At 72.5% G+C, this 24,284-nt stretch carries 24 protein-coding genes; 8 read left to right on the top strand and 16 right to left on the bottom strand.

From position 1 onward, the window contains the following. The first annotated feature begins 174 nt into the window (after positions 1-174). Complete coding sequence (locus tag AB0M54_RS23415; RefSeq protein ID WP_364326830.1) at positions 175-2,268, top strand: MMPL family transporter; 2,094 nt, start codon at positions 175-177, stop codon at positions 2,266-2,268. A gap of 3 nt (positions 2,269-2,271) precedes the next feature. Here the strand turns inward: AB0M54_RS23415 and AB0M54_RS23420 are convergent, their stop codons facing one another. The 7 genes from AB0M54_RS23420 to AB0M54_RS23450 all read right to left on the bottom strand — a co-directional run bounded on the left by AB0M54_RS23420 (position 2,272) and on the right by AB0M54_RS23450 (position 8,779). Continuing rightward, positions 2,272-2,523: a hypothetical protein gene (locus AB0M54_RS23420; protein ID WP_364326828.1), complete on the bottom strand. Its 252-nt coding sequence runs from the start codon at positions 2,521-2,523 to the stop codon at positions 2,272-2,274. 257 nt (positions 2,524-2,780) lie between these two features. Next, the gene (locus AB0M54_RS23425) at positions 2,781-3,959 is read right to left on the bottom strand and encodes a glycoside hydrolase family 76 protein (RefSeq protein WP_364473661.1); all 1,179 of its coding nucleotides are present in this window, start codon (positions 3,957-3,959) and stop codon (positions 2,781-2,783) included. Between the two features lie 61 nt (positions 3,960-4,020). Next, on the bottom strand, positions 4,021-5,412 hold the full coding sequence (locus AB0M54_RS23430; protein ID WP_364326823.1) for a hypothetical protein: 1,392 nt from the start codon (positions 5,410-5,412) through the stop codon (positions 4,021-4,023). 63 nt (positions 5,413-5,475) lie between these two features. Continuing rightward, positions 5,476-6,285, bottom strand: a complete 810-nt coding sequence (locus tag AB0M54_RS23435; RefSeq protein ID WP_364473663.1) for a ThuA domain-containing protein — start codon at positions 6,283-6,285, stop codon at positions 5,476-5,478. A 63-nt stretch (positions 6,286-6,348) separates the two neighbouring features. Further along, on the bottom strand, positions 6,349-7,539 hold the full coding sequence (locus tag AB0M54_RS23440; RefSeq protein ID WP_364473665.1) for a GNAT family N-acetyltransferase: 1,191 nt from the start codon (positions 7,537-7,539) through the stop codon (positions 6,349-6,351). Positions 7,540-7,579: 40 nt separating this feature from the next. Further along, the gene (locus AB0M54_RS23445; RefSeq protein WP_364326814.1) at positions 7,580-7,831 is read right to left on the bottom strand and encodes a hypothetical protein; all 252 of its coding nucleotides are present in this window, start codon (positions 7,829-7,831) and stop codon (positions 7,580-7,582) included. An 84-nt stretch (positions 7,832-7,915) separates the two neighbouring features. After that, positions 7,916-8,779, bottom strand: coding sequence for an MFS transporter (locus AB0M54_RS23450; protein WP_364473667.1), 864 nt, complete (start codon positions 8,777-8,779; stop codon positions 7,916-7,918). Positions 8,780-8,944: 165 nt separating this feature from the next. On the opposite strand from AB0M54_RS23450, the gene AB0M54_RS23455 reads away from it, so the two are divergent. Then, entirely contained in the window at positions 8,945-9,466 is a 522-nt protein-coding gene (locus AB0M54_RS23455) for a sigma-70 family RNA polymerase sigma factor (RefSeq protein ID WP_364473669.1), read from the top strand. Further along, entirely contained in the window at positions 9,459-10,331 is an 873-nt protein-coding gene (locus AB0M54_RS23460) for a hypothetical protein (RefSeq protein WP_364473671.1), read from the top strand. The genes AB0M54_RS23455 and AB0M54_RS23460 overlap by 8 nt, the downstream gene beginning before the upstream one ends. A 1-nt stretch (position 10,332) precedes the next feature. On the opposite strand, the gene AB0M54_RS23465 is transcribed toward AB0M54_RS23460, so the two are convergent. After that, positions 10,333-11,037 (bottom strand): GntR family transcriptional regulator, encoded by a 705-nt coding sequence (locus AB0M54_RS23465; protein WP_364473672.1) that lies wholly within the window; start codon positions 11,035-11,037, stop codon positions 10,333-10,335. 129 nt (positions 11,038-11,166) lie between these two features. On the opposite strand from AB0M54_RS23465, the gene AB0M54_RS23470 reads away from it, so the two are divergent. Further along, positions 11,167-12,519: an RICIN domain-containing protein gene (locus tag AB0M54_RS23470; RefSeq protein WP_364473674.1), complete on the top strand. Its 1,353-nt coding sequence runs from the start codon at positions 11,167-11,169 to the stop codon at positions 12,517-12,519. Between the two features lie 7 nt (positions 12,520-12,526). Here the strand turns inward: AB0M54_RS23470 and AB0M54_RS23475 are convergent, their stop codons facing one another. The 4 genes from AB0M54_RS23475 to AB0M54_RS23490 all read right to left on the bottom strand — a co-directional run bounded on the left by AB0M54_RS23475 (position 12,527) and on the right by AB0M54_RS23490 (position 18,475). After that, positions 12,527-14,557, bottom strand: coding sequence for a CHAT domain-containing protein (locus AB0M54_RS23475; RefSeq protein ID WP_364473676.1), 2,031 nt, complete (start codon positions 14,555-14,557; stop codon positions 12,527-12,529). Further along, a complete protein-coding gene (locus AB0M54_RS23480) occupies positions 14,439-16,367 on the bottom strand; it encodes a hypothetical protein (protein WP_364473678.1) in 1,929 nt (642 codons plus the stop codon). The genes AB0M54_RS23475 and AB0M54_RS23480 overlap by 119 nt, the downstream gene beginning before the upstream one ends. A 101-nt stretch (positions 16,368-16,468) precedes the next feature. Then, positions 16,469-17,644 carry a 4-hydroxybenzoate 3-monooxygenase gene (locus AB0M54_RS23485; protein WP_364473680.1) on the bottom strand — a complete coding sequence of 392 codons (1,176 nt, stop codon included), beginning with the start codon at positions 17,642-17,644 and terminating at the stop codon, positions 16,469-16,471. Between the two features lie 81 nt (positions 17,645-17,725). Beyond that, on the bottom strand, positions 17,726-18,475 hold the full coding sequence (locus tag AB0M54_RS23490; protein WP_364473682.1) for an AraC family transcriptional regulator: 750 nt from the start codon (positions 18,473-18,475) through the stop codon (positions 17,726-17,728). Between the two features lie 62 nt (positions 18,476-18,537). On the opposite strand from AB0M54_RS23490, the gene pdxY reads away from it, so the two are divergent. The 3 genes from pdxY to AB0M54_RS23505 all read left to right on the top strand — a co-directional run bounded on the left by pdxY (position 18,538) and on the right by AB0M54_RS23505 (position 21,031). Continuing rightward, the gene (gene pdxY / locus AB0M54_RS23495) at positions 18,538-19,389 is read left to right on the top strand and encodes a pyridoxal kinase PdxY (protein ID WP_364473684.1); all 852 of its coding nucleotides are present in this window, start codon (positions 18,538-18,540) and stop codon (positions 19,387-19,389) included. Positions 19,390-19,462: 73 nt separating this feature from the next. Then, on the top strand, positions 19,463-19,714 hold the full coding sequence (locus tag AB0M54_RS23500) for a DUF4242 domain-containing protein (protein WP_364326784.1): 252 nt from the start codon (positions 19,463-19,465) through the stop codon (positions 19,712-19,714). Further along, a complete protein-coding gene (locus AB0M54_RS23505) occupies positions 19,715-21,031 on the top strand; it encodes a BTAD domain-containing putative transcriptional regulator (RefSeq protein WP_364473686.1) in 1,317 nt (438 codons plus the stop codon). Here AB0M54_RS23505 and AB0M54_RS23510 read toward each other — a convergent pair. Beyond that, entirely contained in the window at positions 21,012-21,653 is a 642-nt protein-coding gene (locus AB0M54_RS23510; RefSeq protein WP_364473688.1) for a TetR/AcrR family transcriptional regulator, read from the bottom strand. The two genes, AB0M54_RS23505 and AB0M54_RS23510, sit on opposite strands and share 20 nt — an antisense overlap. Before the next feature lie 117 nt (positions 21,654-21,770). Here AB0M54_RS23510 and AB0M54_RS23515 point away from each other — a divergent pair, with 117 nt between their 5' ends. Continuing rightward, entirely contained in the window at positions 21,771-22,238 is a 468-nt protein-coding gene (locus tag AB0M54_RS23515) for an SAM-dependent methyltransferase (RefSeq protein ID WP_364326777.1), read from the top strand. On the opposite strand, the gene AB0M54_RS23520 is transcribed toward AB0M54_RS23515, so the two are convergent. The 3 genes from AB0M54_RS23520 to AB0M54_RS23530 all read right to left on the bottom strand — a co-directional run bounded on the left by AB0M54_RS23520 (position 22,204) and on the right by AB0M54_RS23530 (position 24,224). Beyond that, on the bottom strand, positions 22,204-23,121 hold the full coding sequence (locus AB0M54_RS23520; protein ID WP_364473690.1) for a HEAT repeat domain-containing protein: 918 nt from the start codon (positions 23,119-23,121) through the stop codon (positions 22,204-22,206). The two genes, AB0M54_RS23515 and AB0M54_RS23520, sit on opposite strands and share 35 nt — an antisense overlap. Positions 23,122-23,197: 76 nt before the next feature. Continuing rightward, entirely contained in the window at positions 23,198-23,377 is a 180-nt protein-coding gene (locus AB0M54_RS23525) for a DUF418 domain-containing protein (protein WP_364473692.1), read from the bottom strand. After that, positions 23,370-24,224 carry a hypothetical protein gene (locus tag AB0M54_RS23530; protein ID WP_364473693.1) on the bottom strand — a complete coding sequence of 285 codons (855 nt, stop codon included), beginning with the start codon at positions 24,222-24,224 and terminating at the stop codon, positions 23,370-23,372. The genes AB0M54_RS23525 and AB0M54_RS23530 overlap by 8 nt, the downstream gene beginning before the upstream one ends. Positions 24,225-24,284 lie beyond the last annotated feature (60 nt).

Below are 24,284 nucleotides of genomic sequence, written 5' to 3' on the forward strand. Positions count from 1 at the left end.
GCATGAGGGCCATCGAGCCCCGGCCGGTGGCGGGCACGGCCTGCCACCGGCGGCGCTCTGGTAGGCCGCCGACCGAGAGATTCCGCTCGATGGCCGGACGGTAGTTGCGCGGCGCGGGCCGGTGGTGATTGCATGGCCCGCGGCTGTCCCTCTGACGCCGGTCAGGAGGCCGTCATGCTCACCGCGCTGGGTCGCACCGTCTACCTTCGCCGCTTCGTCGTCATCGCCGTGTGGGCGGTGGTCGCGGTGGCCGGCGGCGTGTTCGGCGGCTCCATCTACGACCGCACACAGTCGATCGACCCGCTGCCCGCCGGAGCGCCGGCCACGGTGGCGCAGGAACGCGTGGACAAGGTGTCGCCCGAAGGGGACCGGCTGGTCGCCGTGATCTCCGGGCGTGACGTCGGCGCCATCGCGCTGATCAACAGCGTCACCCAGATCTCGTACGAGATCCGCGACTACCCCGGGGTCGCCGAGGTCCAGGACGCCTACACCACACCGTTCCGGGAGATCTCCACCGACAACCGCAGCTCCCTGATCACGGTCGAGCTCGACCCGGGCCTGAGCGACGACGACGCGTTGCGGGTCGCCGACCAGGTCAGCGCCGCCCTGCTCCGCATCGACGCCCCGGAGATCCTGATCGGCGGCGAGCTGCTGGCCGAACGGGAGTTCGCCGACCAGGCCGTCCGGGACGCGGCCCTGGGCGAGACCGTGGCGCTGGTCTGCGTGGCGCTGCTGCTGATCGTGGTCCTGGGCGGCCTGGTGGCGGGGCTGCTGCCGCTGGCCGCGGCGGTCGGCGCGGTCACCGCCACGCTGCTCACGCTGACCGGGCTGGCCCGCCTGCTGCCGGTCAGCGAGTACACGGTCAACGTGGTCACCCTGCTCGGCATCGGGCTGGCGGTCGACTACAGCCTGCTGATGATCGCCCGGTTCCGGGAGGAACGGGCCGCCGACCCGGACGCGCCGCTGGTCGAGCTGATGGCCCGGACGGTGGGCACCGCCGGCCGGGCGGTGCTGGTGTCCGGCTCGGCCGTCACCGCGGCGCTGGTCGGGCTGTTCGCCTTCGGCGACCCGCTGCTGGCCGCGATGGCGCTGGGCGGGGCGCTGGTCGTCGCCCTGGCCACGGCGACCGGGCTGACGCTCGTACCGGCGTTGGTCGCGGTCTCGCACCGCCGCATCCCGGCGACCGGCCGGGGCCGGGGCTTCGGCCTGCTGAAACGTCAGGCCTCGTTCGCCCAGCGCCGGCCCGCCCTGGTGGCCCTGGCCGCGGCGGCCGGCCTGCTGGCGCTGAGCACCCCGCTGTTCTTCGTGGAGTTCGCCAACTCGGACGTCCGCGCGCTGCCGCGGAGCAGCGAGGCGCGGCAGACGTACGAGGCGGTGCACGGCCGGTTCGCCGACCCGCCCAAGGCGCCGCTGACCGTGGTCATCGAGGCCGACCCGGCCCAGCTCGGGGAGCTGTACGAGACCATCAAGCGGATGCCGGGCGTCTCCGACGTGTTCGAACGGGACCAGCTGCCGCCCGGGGTGAGCGTCGCCGACGTGGTGCCGCGCGGCCCGGCCGACGGCGAGCAGGCCCAGGGGCTGGTGGCCGACCTCCGGGCCCTCGACGCGCCCGCTCCCGTGCTGGTGACCGGCCCGGCCGCCGAGCTGGTCGACGAGAAGCGGTCGGTGGCCGACCGCCTGCCCGTCGCCCTGCTGATCATCGTCCTGGCCACCGGGGCGCTGCTGTTCGCCCTCACGCGCTCGGTGGTCGTGCCGGTCAAGGCCATCGTGATGAACATCCTCACCCTGCTGGCCACCATGGGGGTGCTGGTCGCGGTCTTCCAGTGGGGCTGGGGCGCCGGCGTGCTGGGCTTCGAGCCGTGGGGCGCGCTCGACCTGACCACGCCGCTGCTGCTGTTCGTCTTCGCGTTCGGCCTGTCGATGGACTACGAGGTGTTCCTGCTGGCCCGCATCAAGGAGGAATGGGACCGGCGGACGGCGACCGACCGGGCGGCCAGCGACCGCGCCGTCCTGGCCGGGATCACCGCCACCGGCCCGGTGGTCACCGCGGCCGCCCTGGCCATCGGCATCGTCTTCCTCGGCTTCGTCCTCGGCGACCTGGTCGCGGTGAAGGAGATCGGCGTCGGCATGGCCGTGGCGGTCCTGCTGGACGTCACGGTGGTGCGCGGCCTGCTCCTGCCGGCGACGATGTCGCTGCTCGGACGATGGAACTGGTGGCGGCCGGGCACGAAACCCGAGGTGCCGGCGCCGCCGGTGCCGGTGGGCTGATCGTCAGCCGAGGTCGCGGAGCTTCGCCTCGATGCTCTCGCGGCGCTGGGTGAGAACGTCGATCACCGCCTCGTTCTCGGCGATGCCGGTGAGGTCGGTGGCCAGCTCCTCGGGCTCCACGACCCCCTCCGACCGGGTTCCGTCCGAGCTGCGGCGGGCCTCGGCGTCCTCATCCAGCCGGCGTAGTTCCACGAGCTGCGTGTCGATGTCGGCGAGTTCCTGACGGAGCTGGTCGGCGTTCGTCTGATCGGTCATGACCCTCATAGTAGGTACGGCTCGCTCCCTACGGCGTGCGTCGACGGCGGCGACCATCGGCATGGCGTCCGGGCCGGCCGCCCGTGCGTGGCCCAGGTCAGGCCGGCAGGCGCTCGCGCGGGCGTTGTCGACACTGTGAAAGAGGGTGACCACGCACGGACGCGGAGGCGTAGCGGAGCGAGCCGACCCTCGGCGGGAGCGACGGTCTGAGCCACCCGCTCGGCTACGACCTCACGCTCTTGATCGTGAAGCCGTCGTCAGTAGAGGGTCGGCCATCGGGCCGGCGGCCAGGCCAGCACCGCGTAGATCTGGACGAGCGCCGCCTGCTGGATCGCCTCGGTGCCGCCGTCGGCGTTGAAGTGCACAAGACCGGTGGCGGGATCGCGGTTGGTGGCCCACACCTGGTCGGCGTACCGGGCCATCGCCTGCCGATTTTTCCGGCCGCCGGTCACCGATTCGAGCAGCAGCAGGTTTTTGAAGTAGATCGAGTTGAAGAAGATCGGCTGGCGGTGCAGGCGGCCCTGGGTGACGTAGTAGGTGTAGGCCGCGTCGGCGATCCGCTGCGCCCGCCGCAGGTAGGTGCGGTCGTGGGTCACCTGGTAGAGCAGGACGTTCACGCCGACCGGCACGCCCTGGTTGTACGACCAGATGGTCTTCTCCAGCGTGCCGTCGAGGTCGAGGTGGTCCCAGTAGAGGCCGCTGGGGCTCTGCAGATAGGTGTTGGTCCAGTGGTAGAACCGGAGCGCGGAGTCGAGGTAGTGGCGCTTGCCGGTGATCTGGTAGAGCCGGATTCCGAGCTGGGCGCCCGGCATGTTCGACACCGTGTTCCGGTCGTTGCTCCAGGTGGCCTGGGTCCAGAACACCCCGCCGGGAGCGGCGTGGCTGGTGTCGGTGTCCCAGCCGGACTCGACCAGGGTGAAGATCTCCTTCGCGCGCTTCAGCGCCGCGGCGTCACCGGTCTGCAGGTAGCGCTGGATCTTGGCCAGGCCGACCCATTCGTTGTCGTCGTAGAACATGTCGCCGCCGGCGCCGTAGGGCGCGACCGGGTACGAGTCGTAGCCGGGCAGGCCGGTCGTGCCGCCGGTGGCGTTCCAGTACCGTTCCTGGGCCTTGGCCCGCGCGGCGTAGGCACGCTCACCGCGCGGGTTCGCCACGGTGAGGTCGAGCGCGGCGATGTGGACCTGGGAGTACGGCCACTCGTAGGAGTACGGGTTGTCGCCGGCCTCGACCGGGTACTGCTCGCGGTAGAGCCCGGAGCCGTCAGCGGTGCCGAAGTATCGGTCGAGGGCCGAATAGGCGGCCAGCGCGCGGGCGGTCTGTGCCGACCGGCCGGGTTCGCGGTGGCCCGGCGCGGCCGACGCCGGCGCGGTCAGCACCATCAGGGTCGCGCTGAGGACGGCCCCCGCGAACACGAGCCGATGTGAACGTAGGCGCACGTGGACTCCCAACGTTGACAACGTTGCCATCCTCGCCCCCGTTATTCAACGTTGTCAATGATCAGCGGTGGTAGGTGCTTCTGGTGTCCTGGCCGCTGACGGCCTGGTAGGCCCGGAGCCCCCGCTGCTCGGCGCCGTTCCAGAAGTAGGACTCCTGGCCGGCCGGCACCCGTCCCCGGTAGGTGTTGTCGTTCAGCACCACGCGGGCGTTCTTGGCGGCGCCGCCGGCCGGAGCGTTCCGGAAGAGGAGCACGGCCTGGTCCGGGTTCGTCGCGATGACGGTGTTGTGCCTGATCGTGGTGTCGTGCACGTAGTACTGCAGGAGCATCTCGGGCGACCCGTCGTTCAGGGTGTTGTTGCCGCGCAGGAGGTTGCCGGTGACGGTCACGTCGTACGCCTCGCCGCGGTCCTGGTCGTAGCCGCCGATGGCCAGGCCGGTGTAGCGGCTGCCGGTCACGGTGTTGTCCTTGACCGTGATGTCGTTCGTACGGCCCTGACGCCATTCCGACGCGACCTCGATGCCGATGTCCGAGGCGTCCACCCGGTTGCCGGTGATGGTGATGGCGGCGCCGCCGTCGACGTAGATGCCGTCGGCGCAGTTGCACCAGGAGCCGTCGTCCCAATAGGCCGGGTTGCCCTCGCTGATGATGCGGGACACCCGGTTGCCCGCGATCAGCCCGTTCCGGGCCCGGTTGACCTCGGTGAACCGGGCCGCCCCGCCGATGGTCGACTCGAACCCGATCGCGTCGATGCCGATGTTGTTGTTGTCGTGGATGACGTTGTGGGTCACCGACCAGCCGTCGACGTTCCCGTTCAGCACCAGCGTCTCGCTGGCGCCGAGAACGAGATGGTCGAGCTCGTTGCCGGTGATGCTCACGTCGGAGAGCGACCGGGCCGCGCTCGTGCCGAACACGGCGATGCCGTGCGCGTTCATGTCGAAGCTGCCCAGGGTGCCGTTGTCGTTGCCGAGATGGTGCACGTGGTTGCCGCTGAGCCGGATCGCGTGACCCGAGCCGATCACCAGGATGCCGATCGGCACCGCCGTGAGCAGGCTGGTGCGGTAGCCGGTCACGGTCAGGCCCGAGACGGTCACGTCGGAGCTGTCGCGGATCTCGACCATGCCGCTCTGCCCGGCGAGCGGCGCCAGGCCCGCCCCGTCGAGCACCGCTCCGGCGTCGGCCCGCACCGTGAGGTGGGCGCGGTCCTTGATGACGATCCGCTGGCGGGCGTACCGGCCGCCCAGCAGCCGCACGGTGCCGCCGGGACGGCCGAGACGATCAACGGCGAGCTGCGGGGTACGCAGCGGATGACGAGCCGTCCCGTCGGCGGTGTCGGATCCGTGAGGGGACACGTACAGCGTCGTCCGGCCTCTCGCCTCGGCCCCGGCGCCCGACAGTCCAAGGACGACGGCAGCGGCGGCGACAACGGCGACGACACGTCTGATGGTCGGCATCCTGCGACTATCGCGCGCCACCACTGACCAGCGCAAACGCACAAAACGCGATGAGCGTTTGGGTTAGTTCTCGGTGCCGCAGTTGAAGGGGGTCACGCCGGCTGCCATCCGGATGCCGCCGTAGAGGTGGGCCAGCAGCAGCGGGTCGGAGTAGTACTCGCTCTTGTGGCCCATCGCGGTGTAGAAGGCGCGACCGCCGTCGAACGGCTGGCACCAGGAGACCGGGTGGTGCGGGCCCATGCCGGGCGAGCCGCCGGGAACGCTGTAACCCCGGGGGTCGTACGTCCGCTCGTCCACCTCGGCCAGGACGCGCACGGTGTGCCGGGGGTTGGTGCGGAAGTTGTACCACTCCTCCTCCCGGTCCCAGTAGCGCGGCAGCGGCCGGGTGGCCGGGGTGTCCCGGCCGAGAACGTTCACGGTCGCGACCTGGAACTGGGCGTTGACCGAGCCCGGGTGGTCACGGAAGTACGCGCCGACCAGCCGGCCGTACCAGGGCCAGTCGTACTCGGTGTCCGAGGCGGCGTGGACGCCCGCGTAGCCGCCGCCGGCACGGATGTAGCGCTTGAAGGCCGCCTGCTGCTGGTCGTTCAGCACGTCACCGGTGGTGCTGAGCCACACCACGACGTCGTACCGGGCCAGGTTGGCGTCGGTGAACGCCGACGCGTCCTCGGTGGCGTCGACGGTGAAGTTGTGCTCGGCGCCGAGCTGCCGGATGGCGGCCACCCCGGCCGGGATCGAGTCGTGCCGGAAGGCCGCGGTCTTGGAGAAGACCAGCGCGGTGAACCGGGGGTGCGCCGACGCCGTCGCGGCCGCCGGACCGGCCAGCCCCACCGCCACCACCATGGCCACCAGGTACGTGAGCAAGCGCTTCATGACCCCTCCTCGGCGTCGTACGCCATCGAAGCCTATGACTTCTGCCCAGGCCTGGGAAGAGCGCTAGAAGTAGTCGTGCAGGGTCGGCGCCGGGCCGGCGGTCGCGGCGCGCAGCAGCTCGTCGGTGCCGGCGTCCCCGCCGGTCAGGAAGCCGCTGCGGCGCAGTTGCTGCGGGGTGCCCGCGCCCGCGTACCAGGCGGCCAGGCCGCGCGGCGCCAGCCGGACCGTGCCCTCGCCGCCCGGCTCCAACCGGCCGTTCCCGCCGGCGAGCACCAGCCGGTGGCGGCCCTGATGCCACGGGCAGACGTCGTCGGACAGCTCGAGGTCGACCTCGCCGGTCAGGTGCCGCGGCCAGCCCCGGGCGGCGACCGCGCCAGGGGCGTCGACGACCCGCAGCATCCACGGCCGGGCCGACTCGGGCTTGGCATCACCCCGCGCCACCAGCGACCAGACCGGATCGGCGGCGCCCAGCCGGATCAGCACGGTGGGCGCGACGCTGGCCCAGGCGCCGAGCATGGCCAGCAGCGTGCGTGTCGCCTCCGGCGTCCGTCCGATCAGGTCGTCCACCGTGAGCCGGCCGTTCGCGTCGTAGCCGGGGCCACGGTTCCAGCTGGCGTACCCGGCGATCGTGCCGGTGTCGTCCACGGCGACGGTGAAGCCGTGGTACGCGGCCAGCACCTGCGCCGGGGTCGCCCCGAAGGCCGGACCGGACCGCTCCATCAGCCCGCTGCCGGCCCGCGCCACCTCGCGGTAGATCTCGGACACGGCGGGGAGGTCGGCCTCGGTCGCCGGTCGCAACGTGGTCGTGGCATCAGGCCCGATCTCGGCCAGCACCCGGGCCGGCACCCGGTGGTGAACCAGCGCGCCGACCTCTTCCCACCCGAGGGCCCGGTACGGCGCCGGCGTGGTGTCGAACAGGGTGCTGATCACCGCGCCCCGCTCCCGGGCGCCTTCCAGCAGCCGGGTCAGCACCAGCCGGGCCAGGCCACGCCCGCGCAGCTCGGGTGCGGTCGACACACCGGCGATGCCGCTGACCGGCACGATCCGGCCGCCGAACCACTGGCCCTGCTCGCGATCGTCGGCCTTGGCCACCAGCCGCCCGGCCGGGTCGAAGACGCCGAGCACGCGCCGGCCCGGCGAGTCCGGGGTCCAGCCCTCGGGAACGGGCTGTTCGGCGTAGCCGAAGGCGAGGCTGCCGAGGTGCCACGCGAGCTGCCGATCCGCCGGCCCGAGCGGCCGTACGTGGTACGTCATGCCGGCCATCCTGCCAGCCCGCCCGGTCAGCGGGCGGCCCTCAGTCCTCCGGCGCGGCGGGGGTGGTCCGGGCGATCGCCTTCTCGAGGAGCAGCCAGGCCAGGAGCGAGACGACAGTCAGCCCGGTGAGCACGTACCAGCGGCCCAGCAGGCCGAAGTCGCCCGAGCGGCCCATCGTGTGCAGGACGCTGGCGGCGGCGAGCGGGAGGCAGGCGACGGCGAGGAGCACGCGGCGGCGCCAGACCCGGAACCGGCCGGCCGGCGCGCTGTCGGTGGTGGAGGGAGCGTTCATGCCGGAAAGTCTGGCCGACGCGGCCCGGCCGGCGGATCGGGCTCCGGAGGGAGATCCGTCTATAACCTTGGGTGGAGGCCGCGCTCAGCCGGCGACCTCCACGCGAGCCGTGGCCCGGTGGAGGCGCACGGCCATCGCGGCGGCCAGGACCAGGAAGGCCAGGACGACGATCATCGCGTTCCGCAGGCCGTAGTGGTCGCCGAGGAAGCCCAGGGCCGGCGGCCCGACCAGGAAGGCCACGTATCCGACGGTCGCCACCAGCGACACCCGGGCCGCCGGGTGGTCGCCCGAGTCCCCGGCCGCCGACATCGCCACCGGGAAGCCGAGGGCGGCGCCCAGGCCCCAGAGCAGGACGGCGGCGAACGCCACGAGCCGGCTGTCGACGACGATGACCAGGGCCACGCCGGCACCGCCGATGATCGCGCCGGCGGCGAGCACCCGCGCCCGGCCGTACCGCTCCAGGAAGCGGTTGCCGGTGAACCGGCCGAGCGTCATCGCGGCGGCGAAGACGACGTAGACCGCCGAGCCCAGGGCGGCGCCGAAGCCGTGGCCATCCACCATGATCAGCGGCAGCCAGTCGTTGGCGGCGCCCTCGGTCAGGGCCATCGCGAGCGTGATGACGCCGATGATCAGCAGGATCGGGTCGCGCCAGACCGGAGCGCTCCCCCGCTCGCGGTTCCCGGCGGCGGTTCCCCGGCCCAGGCCGGCCGGCAGGTGGCGGACCGAGAGCACCGCCACCGGAACGCTGATCAGGCCGATCACGAGAAGATGCCAGGCCGCCGGGTACGCCACGGCGGTGAGCACCATGCCGGCGGTGGCGCCGACGACCGTGCCGAGGCTGAAGAAGCCGTGCATCGTCGGCAGCACCGGCCGCCCGAGGATCCGCTCGACGGGTGGGGGCGCGGTCCATGCGGTGGTTCCTTCCTGAGTGCGTACGAACGTACGCACTCCCCATCGCTTTGGGCCCCTAGAGCGAGCAGGATCACGGCGCTGACCTGGGCCTCCGACCGGCCGGCGGGCGTCCGCGAACGTCCCGCCGGGCGAACGGCGAGATACCGGGCCGCCCGGACATGTGCTGGGTGAAAGATCATTCCCAGCTCGAGTGGAGGTGGCATGGACGAGGAGCATTTCAGCGCGCTCTTCGCCGCGCAGTTCCCCGATGTGTGGCGATTCGCCCGCCGGCGTACGACATCCGAGACCGACGCCGACGACATCACGGCCGAGACGTTCGCGGTCGCCTGGCGGCGGCGCGACGACATCCCCGGTGCGGACGCGCGGCTGTGGCTGTTCGGGGTGGCGCGGCGCATCCTGGCCAACCACCGGCGCGAAGGGGTCCGCCGCGACCGGCTGCACCTGCGCCTGGTCAGCATCGACCGGCCGCCGGAGGCGTACGAGGACGCCGAACCGTCGCCGCAGGGCCTGTGGTCGGCGCTGGCCGCCCTCGACGAGGACGACCGTGAGCTGCTGCTCCTGCGCGCCTGGGACAGCCTCGGCGCCGGTGAGATCGCGACGCTGCTCGACCTGACCCCGGCGATCGTCTCGTCGCGGCTGCACAAGGCGCGCCTCAAACTCGACCGCCACCTGCGGAACCTGGACCCCCGACCCGCCCTGAACGAACGGAGACGTCATGCCTGAGCTCGAGGACGACGACCTGACCATGCTGCGCACGCTGGACCCGTCCGTCAGCGACCAGCCACCCGCCCCGGGCTCCGCCCGCTACCAGGACATCCTGCACCGCGCGATGTCCACATCCGCGACCGCCGAGCCCGTCGCGGCCGGCCCGGCGCGCCTGGCTCGTCCGGCCCGCCCGGCGCGTTCCTGGCGATGGCCGCTGACCTGGGCCGCCGCGGTCACCGCGGCCGCGGCGGCCGCGGTGCTGACCGTGGTCACGGTCGGCGGGAGTGGCCCGGCGCCGGACCAGATGGTGCTGGCGGCGGCCAACACCACGGCCGACGTCACCTCCCTGCGGGGCGTCACCCAGGTGCGGGCGGAGGACGGCCGGCCGAGGTCGGCGACGATCGAGGTCTCCGGCGAGAACATGTCGCTGGTGTCGCGCGACGGCCCGGTCACGGTCACCTCGGTCATCGTCGGCGGCCGGTTCTACGAGCGGGCCAGCGACGACCCGAAACCCCGGACCGGAAAGGTCACCCCCGAGTCGAGCCTCGCCCCGTTCGCCGAGTCGACCGGCGCGGTGGTGCGGGCCGCGTTGGCGGACGCCGAGGTGGAGGACCTGGGCGAGGAGAAGGTCCGCGGGTCCGAGGCGACCCATTACCGGCTGGAGATCACCACCGGCGCCCGGGCCGCCCTGGCCGCCCTGCCGGCCGGCCAGACCGCGTGGTTCGAGCTGGAGAACGCCGACGAGATCGCCTCGATCGACGTGTGGGCCGCCGGCAACCTCATCCGCCGCGTCACCGTCGACCGGGGGCCAGCCGGCTCCTCCAGCACCGAGTTCTACGACTTCAACCAGCCGATCACCGTCACGGTCCCGCCGGGCTTCTAGCTCAACCCGAATTCGGGCCCAGCTTGAGGTGACTGGTGATGCGGTAGCGGTCGCCGCGGTAGATGGACCGGGTGAACTCGATCACCCGGCCTCTGCCGTCGCGGGTGGTCCGTTCGAAGAGCAGGGCCGGTGAGTAGAGCGGCACGCCGAGCAGCTGGGACTCCTGGGCGTCGGTGACCGTGGGCTCGGTGGTCTGCACCGCGTCGGTCGGGTCCACGCCGAAGCGTTCGCGCATCAGGCGGTAGAGCGAGCCGGCCACGAAGTCGTCGGCCGTGATGCCGGTGACCAGGGCGGCGGGCAGCCGGATCTCCTCGATGGCCATCGGTTCGCCGTCGACCATCCGCCGGCGCGTCACGTGGAGCAGGTCGTCGCCCGGGGAGACCCGCAACCGCCGGCCGAGCCGGGCGCCGGCCGATTCGGTGCGGAACACGAGCACCTCGCTCGTCCAGTCCCCCTCGGCCGGCGGGACGGGCTGCCCGGAGGCGGACGGAACCTCCTGCGAGATCTTGTGCGGGCTGGTGAACGTGCCGCGCCCGTGCTGACGGACGAGCAGGCCGTCGCGGGCCAGCTCGTCGATGGCCGCCCGGACCGTCGGCCGGGAGACGCCGAGGTGTTCGCACAGCGACCGCTCGGACGGCATGGGATCGCCCGGCGCGCGCACCTCGATCAGCTCGCGCAGTTTCTCCCGTACCTCAGCCCGCCGCACAGCATCACCCTATGCCCTGCCGAGATTTACCAGTGGTAACACAGGACTTGACGTGGGCTGGTGGCATGGAGGACGGTCAATACCTTACCACTGGTCAGTTCGGCGCATCCCACGAAGGAGCCCACCCCCATGGGACTCGAGCCAAGACGCAAGACCGTCATCGGTACGACCATCGCCCTGGCCGCCGCGGCCCTCACCGGCCTCGGCGTCGCCTCCGCGCCGAGCAGCAGCGCCGCGGTCGGCTGCGGCGTGCTGTTCGACGACTTCAGCTATTCGTCGCGCACCGACCCGGCGCTGAGCCAGCGCGGCTGGAGCATCCGGAGCAACGCCGGCGGCCCCGGCGTACCCGGCGCGCAGTGGCTCGCCGACAACGTGGCCTTCCCGACCGTCGACGGGCAGAAGGTCGCCCAGCTCAAGGCGGTCACCAACGGCGCCGCCGGCGGCACGTCGCACGCCGAGTTCTCGCAGAGCAACCGGCGCTTCTTCGAGGGCACCTACCTGGCCCGGATCAAGTTCTCGGACGCCCCGGCGAGCGGATCCGACGGCGACCACGTGAACCAGACCTTCTACACGATCTCCCCGCTGGCCGCGCCCCGCGACCCCACCTACTCCGAGCTGGACTTCTCCGAGTACCTGCCGAACGGCGGCTGGGGCGAGGCGGGCCCGATCAACTACCAGACCACCTGGTACACGTACGTCGCCGACCCCTGGTACGCCGACAACCAGCACAGCCAGCAGGCGAGGAGCATCAACGGCTGGCACGACGTGATGGCGACCGTGTCCGGCGGCCACGTCAAGTACTACATCGACGGCGCGCTGGTCGGTGACCACTCGGGCAAGTACTACCCCCGGCAGAACATGTCGATCGACTTCAACCAGTGGTTCATCGACCTGGCCGGGCACGCCGGCGGCACCAGCACCTACCTGCAGTCGGTCGACTACCTCTACCACGCCAAGAAGCAGGTGCTGACCCCGGCGCAGGCGACCGCGACGATCAACGGCTACCGGTCCGCGGGCAGCACGCACACCGACAGCGTGGTCAGCACCAACGACTGCGACGCCGGCACCCCGCCCGGCAACGACCCTCCCCCGGCCTCCGGCGCGACGATGCTCCAGTCCAACTTCAGCGGCCGCTGCATCGACATCCCCGGCGCCAACCCGGTCGACGGGGCGCTGCTCCAGATGTACGACTGCAACAACAGCGCCGCGCAGAAGTGGTCGTCCGAGTCCGACGGCACGCTTCGCGCGATGGGCAAGTGCATGGACCCGGCCGGCGGCGCACTCACCAACGGCACGCCGATCCAGCTGACCGGCTGCAACACCAACCCGGTCCAGCGGTTCACCCTCACCTCGGCCCGGACCCTGGTGAACGTCTCCTCGGGCCGGTGCGTCGACATCAAGGACTGGAACGGCAGCAACGGGGCGACCCTGCAACTCTGGGACTGCGGCGGCGCCGCCAACCAGATCTGGGGCCGTCTCTAGATCAAGATCAAGGGCCGATGTGTACGTACGGCGCCCACAGGCTGGGTGCGGCCGGCCGCCGGTCGCGCAGGGACCGGACCGCGTCGTGCAGGGCGGCGGCCGTGCCGGTCAGGTCGCCGGCCTCGGCGATGCCCGCGTACACGGCACGGGCCACCCGTGGGGCGTACCGGTCACTGACCGCCCACAGGGTGCCGATGACCTGGCGGAACCCGGCGAGCTGCACCGTGCCGGCCAGGCTGATCGCCTCGTCGGGCAGCCGCCGGCTGCCGCTGAACGTCTCGCAGGCCGACAGGTACGCCAGCTCGGCCTGACCGGCCCGGTGTGCGACCAGGTCGCGCACGGTCAGCGGCCGGTCGTGCAGCAGCAGCCGGCTGGCCGACGGGGCGTTCAGGTCGTGCGCGGCGTGGCAGGCGAAATGCGCGAGGTCGCACCCGGCCACGGCGGCCAGCACCGCCGCCCGGGTGGCCGCGGGCCCGACCGCGAGGGTCGCGTCCGGATATCGGGCGGTGACCTCGGCCAGCTCCTCCTCGGCGCCGGGGAGGTCGGCGTACCCGTCGGTGTGGGGCATGGCGACGACCAGCGCGCGCGTTCCGGTGGAGGCGGCCGCACGGGGCGGCCGGGCGTGCAGGAGCGCCCGCGCGGTCGGCGTGTAGGACGACACGACCCGGTCCAGCACGGTGTCGCGCCCGCCGGCGCCGTGACGCCCGGCGGCGTGCAGCGGCAGGATGGCCAGCCGGCCGGTCGGGCACCACCACAGCCGGGTGTCCGGCCCAGCGACGTCCAGGTCGGCCAGGATCGGCGCGGCGATGACGTCCCACAGCCAGCCCAGGATCTCGCCGAGCTCGGCCTCGGGCCGCCTCCGGTCGCCGTCCCGGCCGGCGACGAAGCGCAGCAGCTCGTCCGCGCGGCGCCCCACCTCGGCGTGGTCGAGGCCGGGCAGCGCGGTCACCCGTACGTCGTCCGGGGCGACCGTGATCGCGTCGCAGCGCAGCCGGCTGACGTTGACGATGACCAGCGGCCCCCCACCGGCGCCGGCCGAGAGCCGCTCGAAGGCGGGCGGGCGGAGGAAGTCGGCGAAGCCGGGCAGTTCACGGATCTCGGCCAGCAGCCGGTCCTGTTCGCGCACGAGCGCGTGTACCCGATCGGCGTCCGGCTGGTCGCCGCCCTCGGCCGAGCGGGCGCCGAGCTCGTCCTGGACCGCGCGGAGCCGCTCGGCCGGCTCGGGCGCCGCGGCACGCAGCCGGTCGTACCCGGAACGCCCGTCGATGACCTGGGTGAGCAGCACGCCGCGGCCCTGTTCGAGCAGCTCCACGGCGAGCCGGGGCCGTCCGGCGGTCAGCGCGCAGGCGGCCGCGTCCACCGCCACGTCCTCGAACTCGGCCAGCAGGCGCTCCTGGTCCGGCCGGCTCAGCCCACGCCAGGCGATCGCCTCCAGCAGCCCGACCGCGGTGGCGTACGCCTCCACCGCCTCGGCCGGCCGGCCGGTCTCCACGATGAAGTCGCCGAGCAGCCGGGCCACGAACGCCCGGAAATCGGCCGGCGCCACCTCCACCGCGACCGACGCCCGGAGCGCCTCCTCGGCCTCCGCGCGGGTGCGGTCGTCGTGGCGGCGGCGCCATACATCCATCAGGACCCGGCCGAGGTACGAGAGCGCGACCGCGTGGATCCGGCCCGGTAGCGGCGCCTCGACGGTGGCCCGGCAGAGTTCCCTAGCCGCCCGGTCGAGGTCGCGGGCCTTGCCGGTCAACTGGTACCGGATCCACAGGGCGGACCCGAGGTTGCTGACCGACAGCGAGCGGTTCGCGGCGGTGGCCGACCGGTCGGCGATCGCGTCGGTCAGCACGCTGACCGCCTCGTCCAGCGCGGCGATCTCCTCGCCCTCGTTCGCTCCGGTCTTCTCGGCGGCCCTCGCGAACGGTTCACCCACCTCGCCGCCGGCCAGAACGGCGGCCAGCTCGGCCAGCACCGCGCGGCGGCGGCCGTCGCTCTCGGCGTGCTGGGCCCGCAGCACCAGGCTCCGGCCGAGGCTGTTGAGCATCAGCGTCCGCTGCGTGGAACCGGACGGGCTCGGCGGCGACCGCCTCGCGAAGCACCCGCACCGCCTCGTCGATGGTCGCGCCACTCTCCTCGCCGGTGACGATCAGCGCGTTCCCCAGCATGTGCAGGGCCTTCGGCCGGGCGACATGCCCGGCGGGCATCAACGTCGTCACCTCACGGAACACCCGCACCGCCTCGTCCAGCGACTCGGTCTGTCCGGTCTGGAGGCCGCGCTCGGCCAGCGCCTCGCCGAGGTTGCCGAGGTACAGCGGCCGGGTCGCCGGCGGCGTTCCCGGGGCCTCGGCGGCCAGCCGGCCGAAGCGGATGGCCTCGTCCAGGTCGGCGATGTCGCCGTCGTCGCGCCACCGGCGGCTCAGCGCGCCGGAGAGGTTGCTGGCGTACATCCCGCGGTTGACATGGGTGGCGGTGGCCGAGGCGACCGCGCGGTGGTGCGCCTCGATCGCCTCGTCCAGCGCGGGCGCGTCGGAAGTGCGCTCGTGCAGCCGGAGCAGCGCGCCGCCCAGGTTGGTCCAGACGATCCCCGGCTCGGCGAAGTCGTCGGGCAGGGCGGCCGCGGCCGCGCGGAAGGTGGCCACCGCCTCGGTCAGGGTGGCCAGGTCGCCGGCGGTGTCGAAGGACAGCACCAGCGCGTTGCCCAGGTCGGACTGGAAGCCGCCGCGGGCGGGGTCATCGGCCGGGGAGGCCGCCACCGCCCGGCGTAGCACGTCGACCATCTCCGGCAGGTCGTCGCGCCGGCCCAGCCACTCCATCCGCTGGCCCAGCGCCGCACCCAGCAGCCCGAGGACGGCGTACCGGAACGGGTGGTCGTCCGGTGTCGACGCGACGGCGTCCCGGGCGGTCGCGACGGCCTCGTCGAACAGCCGCGGGTCGCCGGACGCGGCCGCCCGCCTGAGCATGCCCGCGACATTGCCCGCCTGGTACAACGGCGCCATCGTGCGCGCGTCGCTCTGGCGAACGATCGCGGACACCTCCTCGAGGACGGCGGCCGGAGTCGGCTCGCCGGTCTCCGGGCCGGGCGCGTCGGTGGCCGGTGGGCCGGCCAGCAGCGGGCCGATCAGGATCCGGGCCTGCTCCGCGAACGACGGGAGGGCGCCGGGCAGCGCGGCGCGGATCTGATCGAGAACCTCGGTCACGCCGCTCGCCGGGTCGCTGTCGCCGCCCAGCGCCGCTCGGCCGGCCATCGCGCTGGCCAGCCGGGACGCCCGCCACGGGTAGAAATGGCTGCCGGTCGGCGTCAGCGACACCGCGGTCCGAAGCAGCTCGATCGCCTCGTCCAGGGACGACAGATCCGCGGCGTACAGGCAGCGCAGCTCCAGCGCGTGGCTGAGGTTGACCAGGCGCATGGCCCGGAGGTCGGGATCGTCGGCCGGGTCCTCCAGCGCGGCCCGGTAGTAGCCGATCGCCTCGTCCATCACCACCAGGTCGCTGTCCCGCTGGGCCAGGTGGCTCAGGGCGCTGCCCAGGCCGGTGTACACGGTGTAGAGGTGTGGATGGGCCGGGACGGCCGCCACCAGCGCCAGCGCCCCCCGGTGGATCGCCAGCGCCTGCTCCAGGCCGGCGACGTCGTGGTTGCGCTCGTACCGCATGCACAGCACGTCGCCCATGGTCGACAACCGCTCGGCCAGCTCCGGCGAATCAGGCGGGGTGTACGCCACCGCCCGCCGGGTCCACACCAGCGACGCGTCCAGCAGCCGCGGGTCCTCATTGGCCAGAAAGGCGGCCTGCAGGCGCAGGGCGAGCCGCTCGGACCCCCGGACCTGGGTTCGCGCCCACCACGACCGCACACCCATCCCGGGCCCTCCCCCTTCGAGGTGAACTGAGGATAGCCAGCACACCGGGCCCGGCCGATCCCTCCAACGGGTGCCGTACCCCAGGTGGGAAATCGACCAGGCTAGTTGACTCCGGAGGTGAGCTCGCCGAAGAGGCGGTTCGCGGTGGGCGAGGCGAACTGGCGCTGCAATTCGGCTCGGGCGATCTTCCGGCGGAACTCGCCGGCGTAGGAGGGGTCGCCGGCGTCGTGCATGGTGTCGGTGATCCACGCGGCGAACGCCTGGTAGTTCCAGACGTGGCGCAGGCAGTCCTCGGAATAGCGGCCGAGCAGGGTCGAGTCGCCGGTCCGCTCCTTCTCGATGACGGCGCGGGCCAGCGTCTCGGCGTCGTTGAGGGCGAGGTTGATGCCCTTGGCGCTCATCGGCGGGACGATGTGCGCGGCGTCGCCGAGCAGATGGAGCCGGCCGTGGGCCATGGGCTCGTGGACCACACTGCGCAGCGGCACGATCTGCTTGGTGATGATCGGACCGGCCTCGCGGGGGCTGCCGTAGCGGGCCGCCAGCTCACTCCAGATCCGCTCGTCCGGCCACTGCTCGAGGGTGGCGTCGAGGGGGATCTGCAGATAGATGCGGCTGGCGTTCGCCCCGCGGGGAATCAGCCCGGCCAGGCCGCGCGAGTGGATCGCCATGCCCGCCGAGGTTCCCGGCACGGCGGCCAGGACGCTGAGCCAGGCGTAGCCGTACTCGTGGGAGTAGCGGGTCAGGACGCCGGCCGGGATCGAGGCCCGGCTGACGCCGCGGTCGCCGTCGCACCCGGCGATAAAGTCGCAGCGGACGGCCCGGTCGGCCCCGCCGGCGTCGCGGTAGCGCACGAACGGGTGCTCGCTGTCGAGATCGCCGAGGGTGACGTCGGCGGCCTGGAAGCGGAGGTCTCCACCCTCCCGCAGGAAGACGTCGGTGAGGTTGCGGACCAGGATCTGTTGCGGGCACAGGATGCTGTCCTTGTTGTCCTCGTCGTCCAGGTCGATCGGCAGCTCGTCGCCGTCGATCCAGAAGCCGCCCGCGCCGTCGGGCAGCGATTCGCCCTCCAGCACCTCGTCGAGGCCCCACGCGCGGTACATGCGCACCCCACGGGCGTCGACCGTTCCGGCCCGCTGGCGCTGTTCGACGTACTCCCGGCTGTTCTTCTCGACGATGACGCAGCCGACGCCGTTACGCCGCAGGAAATTGCCGAGGGTGAGCCCGGCGACGCCGGCGCCGACGATGACGACGGTGGTCTGATCGCTTGGTTGAACCATGCGACCACTGTGAACGCGCCGGTTTCCGCCTGCCACCGGTGAATGACCGGCGGGCACCGCAATCCCGCCAACTTTCCGCGGCTACCTCAGCCGGGCCTGATATCGGCCCGGGGTCTGGCCCACAACCTCGGTGAACGCCTCGATGAAGCTGGTCGGGTTCGACCATCCGCAGGCGGTCGCGGTCTCGGTGACCGACCGTCCGCCGGTCAGGTGGATGAGGCCGTGATGAATCCGCAGCATGGTGCGCCAGCGATGGAAGCTCATCCCCAGTTCGAGGTGGAACAGGCGGCTGAGCGTTCGCTCGCTTGCGCCGGTCAGGCGCCCGAGGCCGGCCAGGGTCGTGTTCCGGCTGGGGTCGGCGTGCAGGACATCGGTCACGGCGCGAAGCCGGTCGTCGCGCGGCTCGGGCAGGTGCAGTGACTGCTCGGGCGTCTCGGCCAGTTCGTCGATCAGCACCGTACGCAGCCGGTCGTGGGCGCCGGCGCGGGTCTCGGACCGGTCGGTCAGCGCGAGCAGAACCTCACGCAGGAGCGGGCCGACCGCGAACACGCTCGGGTGGGCCACCAGCTCGCCGCACAGGCTCTCCGGGACGGCGACGAGGCGGACGTCGGTGTCGCCGTAGAAGCGGTGGGCGTGCTGAAACCCCGGTGGCGTCCAGGTCACCCGGTTGGCCGGCGCGACCCAGGTGCCACGTTCGGTCGTGGTGGCCAGCGCGCCCGCCGCCGCGTACACCAGCTGCCCTTGACGGTGTGAGTGGTGGTCCAGGTGGAAGCCGTGCGGCAGCCGGCCGGCGCCGCTGGGCGTGTCCTGGGGCTGGCGGGTTTCCGGCATAGGGCGTCAGGTTACCGGTGATGCTCCGGGACAGCCCCCGGCCGGGTCTCTAGGCTGAGGTGATGAAGGTTCTGTCCATCCAGTCGGCGGTCGCGCACGGTCACGTCGGGAACTCCGCGGCCGTGTTCCCGCTGCAACGCATCGGTGTCGAGGTTGTGCCCGTCCCGACGGTGAACTTCTCCAACCACACCGGCTACGGCGCCTGGCGGGGGCCGCTCATCCCGCCGCCCGATGTGGCCGAGATTCTGCTCGGCGTGGAGGAGCGGGGGGTGTTCCCGCAGATCGACGTCGTGCTCTCCGGCTACCAGGGCGGGGTGGGCATCGGCGACGTCATCATCGATGCCGTACGCCGGGTGAAGGCCGCGAACCCGTCGGCGCTCTACGCGTGCGACCCGGTCATGGGCAACGCCAGGTCCGGCTGTTTCGTGGCGCCGGAGATCCCCGACCTGCTGCGCGACCGGGTCGTGCCGGTGGCCGACATCATCACCCCGAACCAGTTCGAGCTGGGGTTCCTGACCGGCACCGAACCGGCGAGCATCGAGACGACCCTGGCCTCGGCCGACCTGGCCCGCGCCATGGGCCCGTCGACCGTGCTGGTGACCAGCGTGGAGCGCCCCGACCGGGCGGACGGCACGATCGAGATGCTCGTGGTCAACGCCGCCGGGGCCTGGCTGGTCGGCACCCCGCACCTGCCGTTCAAGGCCAACGGGTCCGGCGACGTCACGGCGGCCCTGTTCACCGCCCACTACGTCGAGACCGGCGACGCGGCGGTGGCGCTGGAGCGTACGGTCTCCAGCGTCTTCGATCTGCTCGAGACCACCCACCGATCCGGCGAGCGCGAACTCCAGCTGGTGCAGGCCCAGGAGTTCTACGCCACGCCGCGCATGCAGTTCCGCGCCAAGCAGGTTCGCTGACCCCAGGCGTCAAACGCTCCGTCAAACAGTGCGGCTGTGTCCTGGACGCAGGCATTGAGCGAAGGAGAATGCGATGTCACTGTTCATGGATGTGCACCACGTCGAGGGTGGGGTCGCGGCGGCCGATGTCGCCGCCGCACACGACGCCGACCTGGCGACGCAGGGCGAGTTCGGCGTGAACTACCTGAAGTACTGGGTCGACGAGGAGGCCGGGAAGATCTTCTGCCTGGTCGACGCGCCGGACGCCGAGGCCGCGAACGCCGTGCACCGCAAGGCGCACGGGCTGGTCGCCGACGAGATCTACCCGATCAGCTCCGAGGGCTGAGTGGCTCTCACCGTCCATCTGCTGGGTGCCCCGTCGGTCGAGCGGTCCGACGGGGTGACCTACCAGGTCCGCAGCCGTAAGAGCTGGGCGTTGCTGGCCTGCCTGATCCTCAGCGAGCGTCCACCGGCCCGCGAACGCCTGGCCGGCCTGCTCTACCCGGACGCCGACGACCCGATGCGGGCGCTGCGCTGGGGACTGACCGAGATCCGCCGCTGTCTGGGCGTCGCCGTGGACGGTGATCCCGTGGTGCTCAGGCTGCCGCCCGAGGCGGTGGTCGACGTCGACGTGCTGACCCACGGTTCCTGGTCCGCCGCCGCGACACTGCCCGGCCTGGGCGCCGACCTGCTCGAGGGCGTGGCCGTACGCGGCGCGCCGGTGTTCGAGTCGTGGCTGCTGTCCGAGCGCCGCCGGGTCGCCGCCGCCTCCGAGGCGATGCTGCACGAGGCGGCGCTGGGCCGGCTGGCCGGCGGAGACCTCACCGGCGCGCGCGACCTGGCCGTCCGCGCGGCGGCGATGAGCCCGCTCGACGAGAACCATCAGGCCCTGCTGATCCGCCTGTACCGGCTGGCCGGGGACGACGCCGCGGCGGAGAAACAGCACCGGGCGGTCACCGAGCTCTTCGCCACGGAGCTGGGCGTACGCCCGGGAATCGCGGTCGACGAAGCCCTGCGCGAGTCGCGGCAGGACCGCGACCCGGCGGCTGACGTCGCGTCCATCGAAGCCGTGATGGAGGCCGGCGCCGCGGCGGTGGCGGCCGGCGCGGTGGACACCGGCGTGCGTTCGCTGCGCACCGCGGTCCGCCTGGCCGACCGGGCGAGACCCGAACCGGTGCGGCTGCGGGTGGTCGCCCGCCTGCGGCTGGCCGAGGCCTTGATCCACTCGCTGCGCGGGATGGACGAGCACCTCGCGGCCGGTGACGTGGCGACCGCGGCGGCCGTGCTGGAGCAGGCCTTCGCCCGCGCGTGCCGGCTGGGCGACCCCTGCTGGGAGGGCATGTCGGCCCGGTCCCTGGCCCTGGTCGCCGACGCGCGCGGCGAGCAGGACCGGCCCTTCGAGCTGCTCGCCGACGCGCGGACCCGATCGACCCGGCTGGCCGACCCGTACGTCTGGCTCGAAGCGCACATCCTCGACGCGCAATGCGACCTCGGCCTCCGGCACGGCCACCCCGACACCGCGCGCTGGGTCGACACGCTGCGCCGGCTGTCGTCGCGGACCGGGATGCGGGAGATGACCGTCCGCGCGCTGCGGCACAGCGCGGCTTTGGGCAACACCGCCGACGGCGAGGCGGCGAGCCTGCTCAGCCGGCGATCCGGGTGATCAGGAAGTCGACCCGCTCTGCCTGCCCGTCCGGGGGGATGCGGCCGCTCTCCGACAGGACGGCCATCCCGTGCAGCGCGCTCCAGAGGACTTCGGCGTGCAGCCCGCGCCGGTCGTTCTCGGGCGGGAAGCAGCTGACGAACTCGTCGAAACCGGCCCGCAGCGGGGGCGGTGTCTCGGCGCTGCCGAACGTCAGGTCGGTGGGCAGGATGAACATGGCCTGGTACAGGGCCGGTCGCTCGGTCGCGAACCCCAGGTAGGCGCGGCAGACGGCGCGCAGGGGCGCTTCGGGCTCGGTGGCTTCTTCAGGCTTGGTGGCTTCTTGAGGCTTCGTGGCTTCTTCGGGCTCGGTGGCTTCTCCGGGCTCGGTGGCGGCCAGCCGCGCGCGGCGCAGGTGGTCGGCGAGCTCGCCGAATCCGGCCAGGGCGACGGCGCTGACGATGGCGTCCTTGCCGTCGAAGTGGCTGTACAGCACCGGCTGGCTGTACTCGACCCGGTCGGCCAGCCGCCGGGTCGTGACCGCCTCCCAGCCCTCGCTCTCGGCGAGTTCGCGCGCGGCCGTGATGATCAGCTGGTGACGGTGAGCCCGTTCCCGCTCGCGGCGCTCGCTGATGGCGGACATGACGCAATCCTAGCAGCGCTAGACATCCTAACGACGACAATCTACCGTTGCCGCCAGCGGCGCTGGCCGCCATCGGGGCCCGCGCCTTCTGGGTGCCGTAGGAAGGAGCCGCCACTCATGCCCAGCTTCGAAATCACCCCGATCGGTACGGTCCGGAACGACCGCACGGACGTCCAGCACACCGACAACTGGGGCGCCGTCCGCAGCACGATCACCGTCGACGAACGCTTCGGTGATGCGTGCCTGCAAGGCCTGGAGGGCTTCTCCCACGTGGAGGTCCTCTTCGTCTTCGATCAGTTCCCGGACGACGGCGACCACCGCGAACCCCGTCCCTACCGCGGCCGTTCCGACCTGCCGCCGGTCGGCGTGTTCGCCGGTCGCGGCCCCCGCCGTCCGAACCGCATCGGAGTGACGAGCTGCGCCATCGAGTCCGTCCACGGCCGCGAACTGACCGTGCGGGGCCTCGACGCGGTCACGGGCACCCCCGTCATCGACCTGAAGCCGACGATGACCGAGTTCCTCCCGGTGGACGTCAAACAGCCGGACTGGGTCAGCCCTCTGATGTCGGAGTACTTCCAGCCGTGAACGCGGCGTTCTCCCGTTCCGTAGGCGCGGCCTTCTCCCGCTCCACGATGGCGGCGCTCTCCCGTTCGGCGATGGCGGCGCTCTCCCGTTCGGCGATGGCGGCCTGGATACGACGGAGCGTACGCAGGGCTTTCTTCGCCGCGGCCCGAACCTCGCCATCGAAGACGGTCACGCCACGGTCGCCGGCCATCAGCCGCTCCAGCGTGGCAATGGCCCGGTCGTCGCCGGTCGATCCCAGCGCGACGGCGGCCCAGTAGCGCTGATCCGGATCCGGGCTGTCCGCCGCGGCCAGCAGCCGGGGCAGCACCTCCGGGGTGAACAGGGCCAACGCGCTGGCGATGTGACCGATCCGGGGGAACCGCCGATGCTCGAACTCGTCCCAGAGCGCCTCCAGCGCCGCGTCGCCACCGATGGCGGCCAGCGCGTCAGCGGTCTGCGCCCGTAGCCAGTCGGCCTCATCGCCGAGCAGCGCCCGCAGCCCCGGCACGGCCGAGGCGTCCCCGAGGCGGCCGAGGGCAGTCACCGCTTCACTCCGGACCATCCACTGCGAGTGGTCGAGCAGCGTGATCAGCTGGGGCACGGCGGCCCGGATGTCCATCGCCGCGCATCCCATCGCGGCCCAGGCCTGGCAGTTGTACCGGGTGTCACCGAGCGCGGCCAGCAACGGCTCCTGCAACTCGGCATCGGCGAAGACCGCCGCCTGGTTCATCGCCCGCGAATACAGGGACCGGTGGAAATCCCGATAGTCGCGGACAAGCACCTGCAGGGCAGCGATGGCCGACTCGTCGCCGTGCTTCCTGGCCCGGTCGAGCAGCTGGTAGACATGCGCTTCGCGCGTCTCGAGATCTCCCGATCGAAGGCCTTGCAGGTCAGCGGGATTCACCGCACGACCATACGCGCCACCACCGCCCCGGCCGGACCCGCCCGCCGCGCCGGTGGTCAGCATCTCGCTCCGGCGGTCACCAGGTGAGGCAGCGCCACGCCCACTCGGCCGGGCCGTAGCGGAACGAACGCAACCACGGGACGCTCCACACCGCCTGGACGGCGAGGATGCCGGTGGTCAGGCCGTTCTCAGGGGGCCGGCGGCCGCGGTGGCCTGGACGGCTTCGCGTCAGCGGCGGATCGGCCAGCTCAATCATCGGCCTGCGGGCCGGGGCATCGGCACCGCATCAACGGGTCGAGCTCGTCGGCGCGTTCGTGCCGTAGCGCGTGTCCGCGTTCTCCGACCGCTTTCCACTGGGCGGCGGTCAGGCGCCGGGAGTTCCAGAAGAGCCGGGCGGCTTCGGCCGCGTCCGGGTGCACCGGCCGGTGATCGCCGGACACGTCCACGCCGGTCAGCGCGGCTAGATCGAGGATCGGTATGTCGATGGCCGCGCCGAGGCCGATGAGCAGGTCGGGTGTCAGCTCCTTGGTACCGCGCCCGATCGCGCCGATGGTCGCGGCCGACAGCGCCGGCCGGCGGCCCAGACCGAGCATGGCCTTGGCCGCGTTCATCCAGCCGAGGTCGCGGTTCTCCAGCAGCCGCAGGACCAGACCGCCGGGGCCGTCCGGGTATTGCCGGTGCGGCGGCGTCGGCTGGCGGGGCACGAAAGGCGCCGGCAGCAGCGGCATCGCCCGGATCAGAGCGCCGAGATCCGGTACGGCGCCGGGGATGTAGGTCAGCGTCCAGATGAGACTGCCGAGCCTTGCCGCCCCGGGCCGTCTGCGCATGGCGAGGTCATCCGGCACCTCCTGACCGGCGATGGCGAACAGGTCGCTGGTGTGCAGTCCGAGCGCGGGCGCCAACCGCCGCAACTGGTCCGGGCGGGGCCCGCCGCCGTCTTTATCCCCCACCGAGCCGGGCCTGCCGCCGCCGTCATCCCCCACCGAGCCAGGCTCGCCGCCGCCGTCATCCCCCACCGGGCCGGCGGCCAGCCGAGCCAGCTCTCCGGAGTCAAGGCCGCGCCGAGCCGCAAGCCGCATCAGCCGCACGTCGAACTCCGTCACCGCCGCAGCCTACGAGGTCCGCCCCCGCCCGCGCAGGTGAGCTTGCCGCGTTGATCGACC

This window comes from Actinoplanes sp. NPDC051470 (genome assembly GCF_040682035.1).
In the GTDB taxonomy this organism is placed as follows: Bacteria; Actinomycetota; Actinomycetes; order Mycobacteriales; family Micromonosporaceae; genus Actinoplanes.